Origin of the sequence: Pseudonocardia sp., assembly GCF_035305885.1 — a bacterium.
Classification (GTDB): Bacteria; Actinomycetota; Actinomycetes; order Mycobacteriales; family Pseudonocardiaceae; genus Pseudonocardia.
Genome location: NZ_DATGOP010000067.1, coordinates 25,382 through 39,186 on the forward strand (window position 1 = coordinate 25,382; position 13,805 = coordinate 39,186).

Annotated in this window: 15 protein-coding genes; 8 read left to right on the forward strand and 7 right to left on the reverse strand. The window is 73.3% G+C overall.

All coding sequences use genetic code 11. The features are described from left to right. From atpD to VKZ81_RS13840, 3 genes are read left to right on the forward strand one after another with little or no spacing between them, the layout of a single operon-like run. Nucleotides 1–1,434 carry a F0F1 ATP synthase subunit beta gene (atpD, locus tag VKZ81_RS13830; RefSeq protein ID WP_324241932.1) on the forward strand — a complete coding sequence of 478 codons (1,434 nt, stop codon included), beginning with the start codon at nt 1–3 and terminating at the stop codon, nt 1,432–1,434. A gap of 2 nt (nt 1,435–1,436) precedes the next feature. Continuing rightward, entirely contained in the window at nt 1,437–1,820 is a 384-nt protein-coding gene (locus tag VKZ81_RS13835) for a F0F1 ATP synthase subunit epsilon (protein ID WP_324241933.1), read from the forward strand. A gap of 14 nt (nt 1,821–1,834) precedes the next feature. Then, entirely contained in the window at nt 1,835–2,299 is a 465-nt protein-coding gene (locus VKZ81_RS13840) for a DUF2550 domain-containing protein (protein WP_324241934.1), read from the forward strand. A gap of 648 nt (nt 2,300–2,947) precedes the next feature. Here the strand turns inward: VKZ81_RS13840 and VKZ81_RS13845 are convergent. From VKZ81_RS13845 to VKZ81_RS13860, 4 genes are all read right to left on the reverse strand, one after another. Beyond that, nucleotides 2,948–3,526 carry a cob(I)yrinic acid a,c-diamide adenosyltransferase gene (locus tag VKZ81_RS13845; protein ID WP_324241935.1) on the reverse strand — a complete coding sequence of 193 codons (579 nt, stop codon included), beginning with the start codon at nt 3,524–3,526 and terminating at the stop codon, nt 2,948–2,950. Nucleotides 3,527–3,543: 17 nt separating this feature from the next. After that, the gene (locus VKZ81_RS13850) at nt 3,544–4,284 is read right to left on the reverse strand and encodes an SDR family NAD(P)-dependent oxidoreductase (RefSeq protein WP_324241936.1); all 741 of its coding nucleotides are present in this window, start codon (nt 4,282–4,284) and stop codon (nt 3,544–3,546) included. 81 nt (nt 4,285–4,365) lie between these two features. Beyond that, nucleotides 4,366–5,208 carry a haloalkane dehalogenase gene (locus VKZ81_RS13855; RefSeq protein ID WP_324241937.1) on the reverse strand — a complete coding sequence of 281 codons (843 nt, stop codon included), beginning with the start codon at nt 5,206–5,208 and terminating at the stop codon, nt 4,366–4,368. 12 nt (nt 5,209–5,220) lie between these two features. Then, the gene (locus VKZ81_RS13860) at nt 5,221–5,682 is read right to left on the reverse strand and encodes a MarR family winged helix-turn-helix transcriptional regulator (protein ID WP_324241938.1); all 462 of its coding nucleotides are present in this window, start codon (nt 5,680–5,682) and stop codon (nt 5,221–5,223) included. Between the two features lie 85 nt (nt 5,683–5,767). On the opposite strand from VKZ81_RS13860, the gene VKZ81_RS13865 reads away from it, so the two are divergent. From VKZ81_RS13865 to VKZ81_RS13875, 3 genes are all read left to right on the forward strand, one after another. Beyond that, complete coding sequence (locus VKZ81_RS13865; RefSeq protein WP_324241939.1) at nt 5,768–6,397, forward strand: TetR/AcrR family transcriptional regulator; 630 nt, start codon at nt 5,768–5,770, stop codon at nt 6,395–6,397. A 10-nt stretch (nt 6,398–6,407) separates the two neighbouring features. Further along, nucleotides 6,408–7,667: a UDP-N-acetylglucosamine 1-carboxyvinyltransferase gene (gene murA / locus VKZ81_RS13870; protein ID WP_324241940.1), complete on the forward strand. Its 1,260-nt coding sequence runs from the start codon at nt 6,408–6,410 to the stop codon at nt 7,665–7,667. A gap of 96 nt (nt 7,668–7,763) precedes the next feature. Next, nucleotides 7,764–8,450 (forward strand): DedA family protein, encoded by a 687-nt coding sequence (locus VKZ81_RS13875; RefSeq protein ID WP_324241941.1) that lies wholly within the window; start codon nt 7,764–7,766, stop codon nt 8,448–8,450. A 195-nt stretch (nt 8,451–8,645) separates the two neighbouring features. On the opposite strand, the gene VKZ81_RS13880 is transcribed toward VKZ81_RS13875, so the two are convergent. Both VKZ81_RS13880 and VKZ81_RS13885 read right to left on the reverse strand, forming a co-directional pair. Beyond that, nucleotides 8,646–8,867, reverse strand: a complete 222-nt coding sequence (locus VKZ81_RS13880; protein WP_324241942.1) for a hypothetical protein — start codon at nt 8,865–8,867, stop codon at nt 8,646–8,648. A 251-nt stretch (nt 8,868–9,118) separates the two neighbouring features. Beyond that, a complete protein-coding gene (locus VKZ81_RS13885; protein WP_324241943.1) occupies nt 9,119–9,439 on the reverse strand; it encodes a hypothetical protein in 321 nt (106 codons plus the stop codon). Between the two features lie 158 nt (nt 9,440–9,597). On the opposite strand from VKZ81_RS13885, the gene VKZ81_RS13890 reads away from it, so the two are divergent. Together VKZ81_RS13890 and VKZ81_RS13895 are read left to right on the forward strand one after the other, a co-directional pair. Further along, a complete protein-coding gene (locus VKZ81_RS13890) occupies nt 9,598–10,827 on the forward strand; it encodes a serine hydrolase domain-containing protein (RefSeq protein WP_324241944.1) in 1,230 nt (409 codons plus the stop codon). Between the two features lie 109 nt (nt 10,828–10,936). Next, nucleotides 10,937–12,931, forward strand: a complete 1,995-nt coding sequence (locus tag VKZ81_RS13895) for a protein meaA (protein WP_324241945.1) — start codon at nt 10,937–10,939, stop codon at nt 12,929–12,931. Between the two features lie 9 nt (nt 12,932–12,940). Here the strand turns inward: VKZ81_RS13895 and VKZ81_RS13900 are convergent, their stop codons facing one another. Further along, nucleotides 12,941–13,774: a hypothetical protein gene (locus VKZ81_RS13900; RefSeq protein ID WP_324241946.1), complete on the reverse strand. Its 834-nt coding sequence runs from the start codon at nt 13,772–13,774 to the stop codon at nt 12,941–12,943. Between the last annotated feature and the right edge of the window lie 31 nt (nt 13,775–13,805).

The following is a 13,805-nucleotide window of genomic DNA, read 5'->3' on the forward strand; positions in this document are numbered from 1 at the left end:
ATGACCGCCACCGCAGATACCCAGACCACGACCGGCCGGGTCGTCCGCGTCACCGGCCCGGTCGTCGACGTCGAGTTCCCCCGCAACGCGGTGCCGGAGCTCTACACGGCCCTCACGGTCGACGTCGAGTTCGGCGACCTGGCCAAGAAGCTGACGCTCGAGGTGGCCCAGCACCTCGGCGACAGCATGGTGCGCTGCATCTCGATGCAGCCCACCGACGGTCTCGTCCGCGGCCAGACCGTCACGTCGCTGAACCGGCCGATCTCGGTGCCGGTGGGCGACCAGGTCAAGGGGCACGTGTTCAACGCGCTCGGCGACTGCCTCGACGACCCGAGCTTCGAGCCGACCGGCGAGCTGTGGAGCATCCACCGCAAGGCCCCGGCGTTCGACCAGCTCGAGGGCAAGACCGAGATGCTGGAGACCGGCATCAAGGTCATCGACCTGCTCACCCCGTACGTGCAGGGTGGGAAGATCGGCCTGTTCGGCGGCGCCGGCGTGGGCAAGACGGTGCTCATCCAGGAGATGATCACCCGCGTCGCCAAGAACTTCGGTGGTACCTCGGTGTTCGCCGGCGTCGGCGAGCGCACCCGTGAGGGCAACGACCTCATCACCGAGATGACCGAGTCCGGCGTCATCAAGGACACCGCGCTGGTGTTCGGGCAGATGGACGAGCCGCCCGGCACCCGTATGCGGGTGGCCCTGTCGGCGCTGACGATGGCGGAGTACTTCCGCGACGAGCAGAACCAGGACGTGCTGCTCTTCATCGACAACATCTTCCGGTTCACCCAGGCCGGCTCCGAGGTCTCCACGCTGCTGGGCCGCATGCCGTCCGCGGTGGGTTACCAGCCGACGCTGGCCGACGAGATGGGCGAGCTGCAGGAGCGGATCACCTCGACCCGCGGCCGCTCGATCACCTCGATGCAGGCGATCTACGTGCCGGCCGACGACTACACCGACCCGGCGCCCGCCACCACGTTCGCGCACCTCGACGCCACCACGGAGCTCTCCCGCCCGATCTCCCAGAAGGGGATCTACCCGGCGGTGGACCCGCTGACGTCGACCTCCCGGATCCTCGACCCGCAGTACATCGGCGAGGAGCACTTCCGGGTCGCGAACGAGGTCAAGCGGATCCTGCAGCGCTACAACGACCTGCAGGACATCATCGCCATCCTCGGTATCGACGAGCTGAGCGAGGAGGACCGCCAGCTCGTCGGCCGGGCCCGCCGCATCGAGCGCTTCCTGTCGCAGAACCTGCTGGTCGCCGAGCAGTTCACCGGCCAGCCGGGCTCGACGGTCCCGCTCAAGGAGACCATCGAGGCGTTCGACAAGATCGCCAAGGGTGAGTTCGACGACGTGCCCGAGCAGGCGTTCTTCCTCTGCGGTGGCCTGGACGACCTGGACAAGAACCGCAAGAAGCTCGAGGGCCAGGGCTGATCGTGGCGACGATGAACGTCGAGCTGGTCGCGGTCGAGCGGCGGATCTGGTCCGGTGAGGCCAACTTCGTCCTCGCCCGCACCACCGAGGGCGAGATCGGCATCCTGCCGGGCCATGAGCCCACGCTCGCGCAGCTGGAGGACACGGCGGTCGTCCGCGTCGACGGCACCGACGGGAAGTCCACCACGCTGGCGGTGCACGGTGGGTTCCTGTCGATCACGCCGGACAACGTGACCGTGCTCGCCGAGTACGCCGAGCTGGCCGACGAGATCGACGTGGCGCGCGCCCGCAACGCGCTCCAGCGCGCCGACGCATCCGATCCCGAGGGTGCCCGCGCGGCGGCCAGGGCGCAGGTGCGGCTCAAGGCCGCGGGCGTGTCCGAGTAGCGGAGGCCGCGCAGGTGGGAGCGACAGCGCTGCTCATCAGCATCCTGTTGCTGCTCGCCTGCCTCTGTCTCGGTTACCTGGCCGTCCGTCGGGTGAGACTCATGCGGGGCGGTGGTGTGGACGTCTGTCTGCGCCGCCGCCCCGTTCGTCTTTCCCGGTTCCGCGCCCAGGACGGCACCGCCGGGTGGCACTTCGGCGTGGGGCGCTACCGCGGCGACGAGCTCGCCTGGTTCCGCCTCACGTCGCTGCGGCCCGGCCCGACGGTCGTCGTCGACCGCACCGAGCTGGAGATCGTCGACCGGCGCACGCCGGTGAACCCGGAGGCCTACGTCATCCCGCAAGGCGCGTCGGTGCTGCGCTGCCGGGTCCGGGGCGCGGAGCTGGAGCTGGCCATGTCGCCGGGGGTGCTCACCGGCTTCCTGTCGTGGGTGGAGGCCACCCCGCCCGGGCGTACCACCGGGTATCGGCAGGCCTCGTAGCGTCCGGCGCGTGGACGGCGCGGCGCTGCTCGGGGGTCCGCGGGGCCGGCGGTTGGCGCCGAGCTCGCCCGCACGGGGCCGGGGTGGCGCCGGACGGGGCCGCCCTGCTCGACCGCCTCGCGGACGCGGTGGCCTCCGCACGCTACTGGCAGGCCCCGGACGAGGAGGACCCGCAGCCGGCCGACCCGGGCGCGGTCGCACGGCTGCGCTCGATCGCGGACGCGCGGCGTCGGCGACATGGCGGTGGTGGACCTCCCCGCTCGACGCGGGCGCGCAGGCGCACGTGCGGTGGATGGGCCCGAACGGCACGCCGCCCCCGCGGCGCCGGTGAGCGGATGCCGGTGGTCGACGCCCGCGCAGGGGCGGCTCGTCACGACGACGTCCCACGCGGCCCGGCCTCGGCGCGACGCAACTGCTGCTCGTGGAGGACGACCTCGGGTGGACCGAGGCGCTGGTGTCCCCGCTGCGGCCCGCCCCGGGGCGCGGGTCTACGAGATCGACGACCCGCAGGCGTGGGTGGGCCACCCTGCTCGCCGGCTGGGACCCCGATGCCACGTACTGGCCGGCGGACCTCCTCGTCCCGGCCGGCGAGCCGGTCGCGTGGCAGCGGGCCGACGACGGGCGGTGGCGGCCTCCTGACCCGGCTCCCTACCGCCGATCCGCCCCGCCCGGCCGCCAGAGCACGTCGCCGTCCGGGTTGGCCACCCGGGCGAGGATGAACAGCAGGTCCGACAGCCGGTTGAGGTACCTCGCCGTGAGCGGGTTGGTGCGCTCGGCGTCGGCCTCCAGCAGCGCCCACACCGAGCGCTCGGCGCGGCGCGCCACCGTGCGGGCCACGTGCAGGTAGGCCGCCCCCGGCGTCCCGCCCGGCAGGATGAACGAGTCCAGCTTCGGCAGGCCCTCGTTGAACTCGTCGCACCAGCGCTCGAGCCGGGTGATGTAGTCCTCCGTGACCCGCAGCGGCGGGTGCTGCGGGTTCTCGACGATCGGCGTGCACAGGTCGGCGCCGACGTCGAAGAGGTCGTTCTGCACCTGGCGGAGCGGCCTGAGCAGCTCGTCGGCGAGACCGCCGACGCTGATGGCGACCCCGAGCGCGGCGTTGCACTCGTCGGTGTCGGCGTAGGCCGCGAGCCGGGCGTCGGTCTTGCGGACCCGGCTGAAGTCGCCCAGCGCCGTGGTGCCGTCGTCCCCGGTCCGCGTGTAGATCCTCGTCAGGTGCACGGCCATGGGCGCAGCCTATGCCGTCAGGCGTTCGCCCCCGAGTCGACGAGGAGCGCGGTGCCGGTGATCGTGCGCCCGCCGGGGCCCGCGAGGTGCGCCACGGTGGCCGCCACGTCGTCGGCGGTCTGGAACCGGCCGAGCGCGGTGAGCGCGACCTGGTCGGCGGCCGCGGGACCGTCGGCCGGGTTCATGTCCGTGTCGGTCGACCCGGGGTGCACGACGTTCACGGTGATGCCGCGCGGGCCCAGCTCCCGCGCCAGCGCCCGGGTGAAGCCGGTCAGCGCGGACTTGGTCATCGCGTAGAGCGCGATGCCGGCGTGCGGGGCGCGCTCGGCCAGGTTGCTGCCGATGTTGATGATCCGCCCGCCCGGCCCGAGGTGCGCCGACGCCGCCTGGGCCGCGACGAACGCCGCGCGCACGTGGATCGCGATCGTGCGGTCCAGCTCGTCGGCGCCGACCTGTTCGAACGGCCCGTACGGGAACACGCCCGCGTTGTTGACGAGCACGTCGAGACGGCCCAGCTCGGCGGCGGTCCGGTCGACCGCGTCCCGCACGGCGCCCGCGTCGGCGCTGTCGGCCTGCAGGGCGAGCCCGCGCCCGCCCGCGGCCTCGATCTCCCGGACCACCTTCGCGGCGCTGTCGGCCGCCTCCCGGTAGGTGAGCGCCACGTCGGCGCCCTCGCGGGCCAGCCGCACCGCGATCGCGGCGCCGATGCCGCGGCTGCCGCCGGTCACGAGGGCCACCCGGCCGCTGAGGTCGTTCATCCGGCTCCCTTTCTGTAGCGAACGCTACGGAAGTCTGCGGCCGGGTGGATCGTTCCGTCAAGGGGCTTTCTTGAGTGAACGCTACAGATCGTGGCGTTCGGCCCACGCCGCGATGGCGTCGCCGATCTCGGTGGGTCGGTCCTCCGCGGCGTGGTGGCCGGCCGCGCCGCACGGAACGATCTCGACCGACGCGACGTTCGCCGCGCACCACTCGGCCATCTCCGGGCTGAGCAGCGTGGGCGAGCCGTCGAACGTGAGCAGCAGCTTCGGCACCTCGGTGCTCTCGGCGAGCCACGCGTCGAACGCCTCGATCCGGGCGATGACCTCGGCGGGCTCGCCGTCGATCGGCAGCTGCTGGGCCCACGCGAGGACGGGGCGCCGCTCCCGGGGCGACGGGAACGGCCGCAGGTACTCGGCCAGCACGTCGTCCGCGACCGGGGTGAGCACCCCGCCGGTGTAGGCGGACCGGATGAGCAGGTCGGACTCCAGCAGCTCCGCGCCGCGGGTGCGGATCATCTCGCCGCGGGCCCGCGCCTGCGGGCTGATGCCCGACGAGTCGATCGGCTTGACGATCGCCTCGAACACCGCGATCCCGCGCACGCGCTCCGGGTGCCGGGCGGCCCAGTCGCAGGCGAGCGTGCCGCCCCAGTCGTGGCCGACGAGCACCACGTCGTCGAGGCCGAGGGCGTCGAACCAGGCGTCGAGGTAGCGGGCGTGGTCGGCCAGCGAGTAGTCGACGTCCGGCTTGCCGGACCGGCCCATCCCGATCAGGTCGGGCGCGATGAGCCTGCCCCTTCCGATGCGGGGGAGGACGTTGCGCCACATGAACGACGACGCCGGGTTGCCGTGGAGGAAGACGAACGGCCGTCCGGAGCCGGTTTCGGCGTGGTGGATGGTCGAGTCGAGGACCGGGGTCTCGGGCATGGTGTTCCTCCGCTAGTGCGACGGCGGGTCGAGGGGGTTGTCGAGCAGCTCGGTGAGCTCGCGCACGAGGGCTTCGGTGCGGGCGCTGTGGCGGCCGCCGAGCGGGGCGAGGAGTCGCTCCAGGAGCTCCTGGACGATCCGCATCGCCTCCCGCACCGTCCGCTCTCCGCCTTCGGTGAGCGCGAGCTGCACGGCGCGGGTGTCGTGGGGGTCGCGGCCGCGGGTGATGAGCCGCTTCGCCTCGAGCGTGCGCGCCAGCTTCGAGACGTACAGCGGCTCGAGCCCGGTCTCGTCGGCCAGCTCGCGCTGGCTCGGCTCCCGTCCGTCCCGCTGCAGCCCCCACAGGGAGGCCAGCAGGACGTACTGGGCGTGGGTCAGGTCCAGCGGGGCCAGCGCGCGGTCGACCGCGACCCGCCACTTCGTCGCGAGCCGCCACACGACGGCCCCGGCCGCGGTTCCAGGAGCTCCAGGCACGGCATTTACTGTACATGGCAACTATAGCCATGGCTACTATCTGCCGGGCGGGGTATCTTGATGGGTCGCTACAGAAGGAGCGCTGATGGCGGTGCGAGGACGTCCACGCGGGTTCGACCGCGAGGCGGCGCTGCGCCTGGCGATGGAGGCGTTCTGGGAGCACGGCTACGAGGGCACGTCGATCGGCGACCTCACCGCCCGGATGGGCATCCGCCCGCCCAGCCTCTACGCCGCCTTCGGCAGCAAGGAGGCGCTGTTCCGCGAGGCCGTCGCGCTCTACGAGGGCATGGAGGGGGAGCCGGCGCTCGCGGCCCTGCGCGAGGCGCCCACGGCGATCGCGGGCATCGAGGCGATGCTGCGGGCGAACGTGTGCTCCTACACCGCGCCGGACAAGCCGAAGGGCTGCATGGTCGTGCTCGCGGCCACCACCTACACCCCGAGCACCGAGGGGATCCGCGACTTCCTCGCCGAGCAGCGTCGGGCGGGCACGGCGGCCGTCCGGGAGCGGCTCGAGCGCGGGCAGGCCGAGGGGGACGTGCCGCCGGGCGCCGACACCGCCGCGCTGGCCGCGTACGTCATGTCGGTGCAGTTCGGGCTGTCGCTGCAAGCCCGCGACGGGGCCACCCGCGAGGAGCTCGACACCGTGGTGGACTGCGTCCTGGCCGGATGGGAGGCGACGGTGGCCGCCCGCACCGCCCGGGCGGGCACCGGATAGCGTCGCGGGCGTGGCAGAGCACTTCGCGGTGACAGGCGGCGCCCGCCTCGTCGGCGCTGTCGACGTGGTCGGGGCGAAGAACAGCGTGCTGAAGCTGATGGCGGCGGCGCTGCTGGCCGAGGGGACCACGACCATCACCAACTGCCCCGAGATCCTGGACGTGCCGCTGATGGCCGACGTGCTGCGCAGCCTCGGCTGCACGGTCGAGGTCGACCACGACACGGTCACCATCGACGTCCCGGCGCACCCGGGCGCGCACGCCGACTACGCGTCGGTCTCGCGGCTGCGTGCGTCGGTGTGCGTGCTCGGGCCGCTCGTGGCCCGCTGCCGGCGCGCCGTCGTGCCGCTGCCCGGCGGCGACGCGATCGGCTCCCGTCCCCTGGACATGCACCAGGCGGGGCTGCGCAAGCTCGGCGCGAAGACCGAGATCGAGCACGGGCGGGTCGTCGCGGAGGCCGGGGGCCTGCGCGGGGCGCAGATCTGGCTGGACTTCCCCAGCGTCGGCGCCACGGAGAACATCCTGATGGCGGCGGTGCTCGCCGAGGGCACCACGGTCATCGACAACGCGGCGCGCGAGCCGGAGATCGTCGACCTCTGCACGATGCTCCAGCAGATGGGCGCCAAGATCGACGGCGTCGGCAGCTCGACGCTCACCGTGCACGGCGTGACCGAGCTGCAGCCCACCCAGCACCGCGTCATCGGGGACCGCATCGTCGGCGCCACCTGGGCGTTCGCCGCCACGATGACCCGCGGCGAGGTCACCGTGCGCGGCGTCGACCCGCACCACCTCGACCTGGTGCTGGACAAGCTCCGCTCCGCGGGCGCCGAGACCGAGATCGGCGGCGCGCAGGAGTTCACCGTGCGGATGGACCGCAGGCCGAAGGCCGTCGACTTCGTGACCCTGCCGTACCCCGGCTTCGCCACCGACCTGCAGCCGATGGCGATCGCGCTCTCCGCCATCTCCGACGGCACCTCGATGATCACGGAGAACGTGTTCGAGGCGCGGTTCCGGTTCGTCGACGAGATGATCCGGCTCGGCGCCGACGCCCGCACCGACGGTCACCACGCCGTCGTCCGCGGCGTCGAGCGGCTCTCCAGCGCGCCGGTGTGGGCGAGCGACATCCGGGCCGGCGCCGGCCTCGTGCTCGCCGGGCTGTGCGCCGACGGCGTGACCCAGGTCTGGGACGTCGAGCACATCGACCGCGGCTACCCGCGGTTCGTGGAGAACCTGCAGGCGCTGGGCGCCGACGTGCGGCGGGTCCGGTCGTAGGGCGACAACCCCTGATCGAACAGGGGGGATATCCCCACGCGGGTTCAGGGGCTCCCCGGATGGGCTTTCGCGGCGCCGAGACGCCAGAGTGGACGGGTGATCACCGAATGGCTCGCCACGTTCTTCGCGATGCTCGACGCGATCCCGGCGTGGCAGCTGTACGCGGTGGTCGGCGTCATGCTGGTGCTCGAGACGACCGTGCTGGTCGGGCTCGTGACACCGGGCGAGGTCGTCCTGCTCGCCGCGGCGACGACCGTCGGTGACGCAGGGGAGTACCTGGCGTTGGCCGCGGTCGCGGCCATGGCCAGCTTCACCGGGCAGACCGGGGGGTACCTGCTCGGACGGAGGTTCGGGGGGCGGATCCGGGACAGCTGGGCCGGCCGGAAGATCGGCGAGGCGAACTGGGCCCGGGCCGAGCGCGTGCTGCGCGGGGGGACCGGGCGCACGATCGCCGGGTCGAGGTTCCTCGCCGTGGCGCACTCGCTCGTCCCGGTGCTCGCCGGCACGCTGCGCATGCCGTGGGGGCGGTACGCGCGGTGGACCGCGGTCGGCGCGTTGGTGTGGGGCCTGGTCTACGTCGGGCTCGGCAGCGCCGCGTCGCTCGCGATCCGCCAGTCGGCCCACCTGCTCGGACCGACGGCCACGACCGTCGTCGTGGTGGCGGTCGTGACCGTGTTGATCGTCCGCGCGGTGCGCAAGCGCAGGCGGCCCGCTGGGGAGCCGGCCGCAGGCGACGCACCGACCGTGGTGATCACCACGGGGGAAGCGCCCGAGCGGCGCTGAGCGGAACCGGTGCCGTGGGGGCGGCGCCGGTTTCCGTACGCGGGGGAAGGGTGGTCGTGCTCCGACGACGGGGAGCACGGCCACCTCCGCGTGTGCGCCCGGGTTCCGCGCGGAACTCGATTCCCGTCGATCCGGCTGCCGGTGGGCGCGCCTGGTCACCGCGCCCTCTGATTCGGGTTCCGCGGAACCGGCTTCTCACGCGGCCGGGGTGATCCGCTTCTGCAGTAGCGGGCTCGGGACGTGGTCCACGTCAAGTGGGGCGCCGTCCCGGTTCGGTGTGATCGTGGTGCGGTCGATGCTGAGGATGGCTCTGGTGTGCATCTCGACCAGGCTTTCGGCGTTCCCGCTCAGCGGCTCGGCTGCGTCGGAACGAGGGTTCAGGAACGAGGTGCGGAACGGAGAGACGGCGCCGGACATCGCTCCTCACCGGTGTGCGAGGCAGGGATGACACCCGGGTCCGACGGTTTTCGGGGCGCGAATCAGATTCCGCGGACCGGAAAGCGGAACCGCTCCTGGCGGCGCCGCACGCCAATCCGGGCAGGCTCCGGGCCTGCCCGGTGAAAGCCTGTCCGAAAGGGGCCGCAGAGGCTGGTTGCGTGAAGGTGGCCATCCTGTGCCCCGCGGAGGTTCCGCGGAACCCAAAAGCGCCACCAGGAGGCCCAGGCCCCCTACCACCGCTCCTGCCCCACCACCAACCGCGCGTTCACCTCGTCGGCCGGAAACACGAGCAGCCGGTACGCCTCACCGGCCCGCCCGACGGTGGACCGGATCCCGGCCTCCGCCAGGCGCGCGCGCAGCACCTGCGCCGCCGCCTCCGTCGGCACCCGGGACACCTCGGTGAGCAGCCCGTCACCGGTCGGGTCGTCCGGGTCGGGGACCGGGGGCACGGGGAGGTCGCGCCCGGTGCCGAACGTCCACCGCAGCGCCAGCAGGACGACGCCCAGCATCACGACGGCGCCGATGAGGACGCTGAGCGGTGCCTCGAGCATGGTGTCGATCGTGCGCCCCCCGCCGGGGCGCGTCCACCCCCCGCGGGAAGGGCCGGAAGACCCTCGCCCCGCGCCGCGCCGTCCTCGACACTTGTCCGTGCACCGCGGGCGCTCGTGCGCCTCGGTCCGGGGGGACCGACCGACAGCGGAGGCCCGAGATGGCACCACCGGCGCCGCACCCCCGCCCGTGGCGGAGCCTGGCCCTCGCCGCGACCGCCGCGCTCCTGCTGGCCGGCTGCGGTCCGGGCGTCGCGACCGCGCCCCCGGTGAGCCCGGATCCGGCGGAGCCCGCCTACGCGGCGGCGCTGCGGCCAGAGCTCGAGGCGCTCGTCGACGACATGCTCGTGACGGGCGCGGTCGTCCAGGTCCGCTCGCCCGAGCTGGGCGACTGGACCACCACCTTCGGCACCCGGACGTTCCGGGGCACCGAGCCGGTGCAGACCGGCGACCACATCCGGATCGGCAGCGTCACGAAGACGTGGACGGGTACGGTCGTGCTGCAGCTGGTCGAGGAGGGCGTGCTCCGGCTCGAGGACCCGGTGGCCGCGTACCGGCCGGACGTGCCGAACGGGCAGGCGATCACGATCGAGCAGCTGCTCACGATGCGCAGCGGGCTGGGCAACTACACGCGGTCGGCAGACCTCGCCCGGCGGCTGGACCAGAACCCGGGGACCGTCCTCGCCCCCGAGGAGCTGATCGCGATCGGGCTGGCGATGCCGGCGCAGTTCCCGCCCGGTGAGGGCTTCTCCTACTCCAACACCAACACCGCGCTGCTCGGGCGCATCGTCGAGCAGGTCACCGGCAACTCGCTGGAGGAGGAGATCCAGCGCCGTGTCCTCGACCGGGTGGGCATGCCGGGATCGTCGTTCCCCACGAAGACGAGCGTCCTGCCCGAGCCCCACCCGCAGGGCTACACCTACGGGACGTTCGTCGAGACCGTCGACACGAACGTGCTGCCGTCGGAGAAGCAGGAGGCCGCCCGGGCCGGGACGCTCGCCCCGCTCGACGTGACCGGGACCAACCCGTCCTGGGCCTGGAGCGCGGGCGCGGGCATCTCCACGTCCGACGACCTGATCGCCTACGTGCGGGAGCTGGTCGGCGGCGGGCTGCTCTCACCCGAGATGCAGCGGGTGCGGCTCGAGAGCGTCCGCCCGATCGACCCGGCCGATCCCGAGAGCCCCGGCTACGGGCTCGCGCTCGCCCGGTTCGGACCGTTCTACGGGCACACCGGCGAGCTGCCCGGGTTCAACACCTTCGCGGGTCACGACCCGGAGCGCGACACCACGGTCGTGGTGTGGACCTCGCTCGCGCCGTCCGTCGACGGGCGCGACCCCGCCGCCCAGATGGCCCGGACGATCATCGGGGAGCTCTACGGCGGGGGAGGCTGACGCCGCGCTGGATCGATCCGAGGGTGTGACGCCGCTCCGCGGGCCCGGTACCGGGGGCTACGCGCCAGTAGCATCGTTCTCCTCGCTCATCTCGACGCGGAGGTGCCCGGTGCCGTACCCGACCGACCGCGAGCGCGACCGCCCCTGGGTGATGCGCACGTACGCGGGCCATTCGTCCGCCCGGATGTCGAACGCGCTCTACCGCCGCAACCTCGCCAAGGGACAGACGGGGCTCTCGGTCGCCTTCGACCTGCCGACGCAGACCGGCTACGACCCCGACGACGAGCTCGCGAAGGGCGAGGTCGGCAAGGTCGGGGTGCCGGTGAGCCACATCGGGGACATGCGCACGCTGTTCGACGGCATCCCGTTGGGCGAGGCCAACACGTCGATGACGATCAACGCGCCGGCCATGTGGCTGTTCGCGCTGTACGTCGCCGTGGCCGACGAGCAGGGCGTCCCGCGCGATCGCCTCACGGGCACCACGCAGAACGACATCATCAAGGAGTACCTGTCGCGCGGCACGTACGTGTTCCCGCCCGCGCCGAGCATGCGCCTGATCGCCGACACGATCGCCTGGTCGGTGCGCAACACCCCGAAGTGGAACCCGATCAACATCTGCAGCTACCACCTGCAGGAGGCCGGGGCGACGCCGCCGCAGGAGCTGGCGTACGCGCTGTCCACGGCCATCGCCGTGCTCGACGCCGTGCGCGACTCGGGGCAGGTGCCGCAGGAGCGGTTCGGCGACGTCGTGGGCCGGATCTCGTTCTTCGTGAACGCCGGGCTGCGGTTCGTCGAGGAGATGTGCAAGATGCGCGCGTTCGCCCGGCTCTGGGACGAGATCACGCGCGAGCGCTACGGCGTGCAGGACCCGAAGCAGCGGCGGCTCCGCTACGGCGTGCAGGTCAACTCGCTGGGCCTCACCGAGGCACAGCCGGAGAACAACGTGCAGCGCATCGTGCTGGAGATGCTCGCCGTCACGCTCTCGCGCGACGCGCGGGCGCGGGCCATCCAGCTGCCCGCCTGGAACGAGGCGCTCGGCCTGCCCCGCCCGTGGGACCAGCAGTGGGCGCTGCGCATGCAGCAGGTGCTCGCCTACGAGACCGACCTGCTCGAGTACGAGGACCTGTTCGACGGCAGCCGCGTGGTCGAGGCGAAGGTCGCCGAGCTCGTCGAGGGCGCCCGCGCCGAGATCGACCGGGTGCAGGAGATGGGCGGCGCGGTCGCGGCCGTCGAGTCCGGCTACATCAAGGGCAGGCTGGTCAGCTCGCTCGCCGAGCGGCGCAGGCGCATCGAGACGGGCGAGGAGGTCGTCGTCGGCGTCAACCGGTTCACCACCACGGAACCGAGCCCGCTGCAGGCCGAGGGCGCCGCCGCCATCGAGACGGTGGACCCGGCGACGGAGGCGGCGGCGATCGAGGCCATCCGCGCGTGGCGGGCCGGGCGGGACGCGGCCGCGGTGGAGGCCGCGCTCGAGGCGCTGCGCGACGCCGCCAAGACCGACGCGAACCTGGTGGAGCCCTCGATCGCGTGCGCGAAGGCGGGCGTGACCACCGGCGAGTGGGCCGGGGTGCTGCGGGAGGTGTTCGGCGAGTACCGCGCGCCGACGGGGGTGTCGGCGGCGGTCGGGGGCGGCTCGACGGCCGCGGAGATCGCGCAGGTGCGCGAGCGGGTCAAGGCCGCGAGCGAGGCGATCGGGTCGCGGCTGCGGATGCTGGTCGGCAAGCCGGGCCTCGACGGGCACTCCAACGGGGCCGAGCAGGTCGCCGTGCGGGCTCGCGACGTCGGGTTCGAGGTCGTCTACCAGGGGATCCGGCTCACGCCGTCGGAGATCGTGGCCGCGGCCGTGCAGGAGGGCGTGCACGTGGTCGGCCTGTCGGTGCTCTCCGGGTCGCACCTGGAGGTCGTGCCCGCGGTCGTGGACGGCCTGCGCGCGGCGGGGGTCGACGACGTGCCCGTGGTGGTCGGCGGGATCATCCCGTCGGAGGACGCGGTGAAGCTGCGCGAGCGCGGGGTGGCCGCGGTCTTCACGCCGAAGGACTACCAGCTGACGGCGATGATGGACGAGATCGTCACGCTCGTGCTCGCCGCGCACGGCGTCGACTGAGGCCGGCTGTCAGCCGGGCTGGTCCTCCTCGGCGTCGTCCCGCTCGCCGCGGCGGCTGAAGAACCGCAGGCCGGGGATGCCCTGGATCGCCTGGCGCACCTGCTTGAGCTGCTCGAGCAGCTCGTGGACGTCCGGGCCGACCCGGTCGAGGGTCGCCAGGATCGGCATGATGTCGCGCTCCATGTGCTCGGTGAGCTGCGGCAGCTGGTCGACGAGCCGGACCGCGGCGTGGATCTCCTCCTCGGAGAACTCCTCCACGAACCGCTCCGCGAGCGGGGCCGCCCGGCGTGCGATCGGCTGGTAGACGGCGAGCAGCTCGGTCGCTCCGTCCGCGGCGCCGGAGGCCCGGTCGACCACGCCGCCCGCCCGGGAGGCGACCGCGGCGGCCCTGCCGATCACCTCGTTCGCGCCCTCGGCCACCCCGCCCGCCCGCTGCACGAGCGCGGCGGCGCCGTCGGCGACCCCTCCGGCGCGCTCGACCAGCCCGCTCGCGGCCTCGGAGACGGTGCGGACCTCGACCAGCAGGGTGTCCACCGTGCGGACCAGGGCGTCGGCGTCGCCGAGCACCTCGTCGACCCGGCTCGCCGCCGCCCGCACGGTGACCAGCAGTTCGTCGACCGTCCGCATGACCCCGTCGACGCGCTCGACGATCGCGTCGGCGCGGTCGGCCACGGCGCTGATCCGCCGGACCAGCCCGTCGGCCTCGTCGAGCAGCCCCGCCACCCGCGTGGGCAGGGCGGACGCCACCTGGACGGCCTCGTCGCCCCAGCCGACGACCGCCCGCGCGCCCGCGACGACGTCGGACGGTCCGACCCAGACCGGGAGCCCTGCGATGCGCAGCATGCGCCGATCCTGTCGCATGGCGCGCGCCCCG

Excerpts from the sequence above, each read along its gene's own strand:
- VKZ81_RS13885 (WP_324241943.1), bottom strand. The coding sequence starts at position 9,439 with ATGCTCGAGGCACCGCTCAGCGTCCTCATCGGCGCCGTCGTGATGCTG.
- atpD (WP_324241932.1), top strand. The coding sequence starts at position 1 with ATGACCGCCACCGCAGATACCCAGACCACGACCGGCCGGGTCGTCCGC.
- VKZ81_RS13865 (WP_324241939.1), top strand. The coding sequence starts at position 5,768 with ATGGCGGTGCGAGGACGTCCACGCGGGTTCGACCGCGAGGCGGCGCTG.
- VKZ81_RS13855 (WP_324241937.1), bottom strand. The coding sequence starts at position 5,208 with ATGCCCGAGACCCCGGTCCTCGACTCGACCATCCACCACGCCGAAACC.
- VKZ81_RS13845 (WP_324241935.1), bottom strand. The coding sequence starts at position 3,526 with ATGGCCGTGCACCTGACGAGGATCTACACGCGGACCGGGGACGACGGC.
- VKZ81_RS13850 (WP_324241936.1), bottom strand. The coding sequence starts at position 4,284 with ATGAACGACCTCAGCGGCCGGGTGGCCCTCGTGACCGGCGGCAGCCGC.
- VKZ81_RS13880 (WP_324241942.1), bottom strand. The coding sequence starts at position 8,867 with ATGTCCGGCGCCGTCTCTCCGTTCCGCACCTCGTTCCTGAACCCTCGT.
- VKZ81_RS13900 (WP_324241946.1), bottom strand. The coding sequence starts at position 13,774 with ATGCTGCGCATCGCAGGGCTCCCGGTCTGGGTCGGACCGTCCGACGTC.
- VKZ81_RS13890 (WP_324241944.1), top strand. The coding sequence starts at position 9,598 with ATGGCACCACCGGCGCCGCACCCCCGCCCGTGGCGGAGCCTGGCCCTC.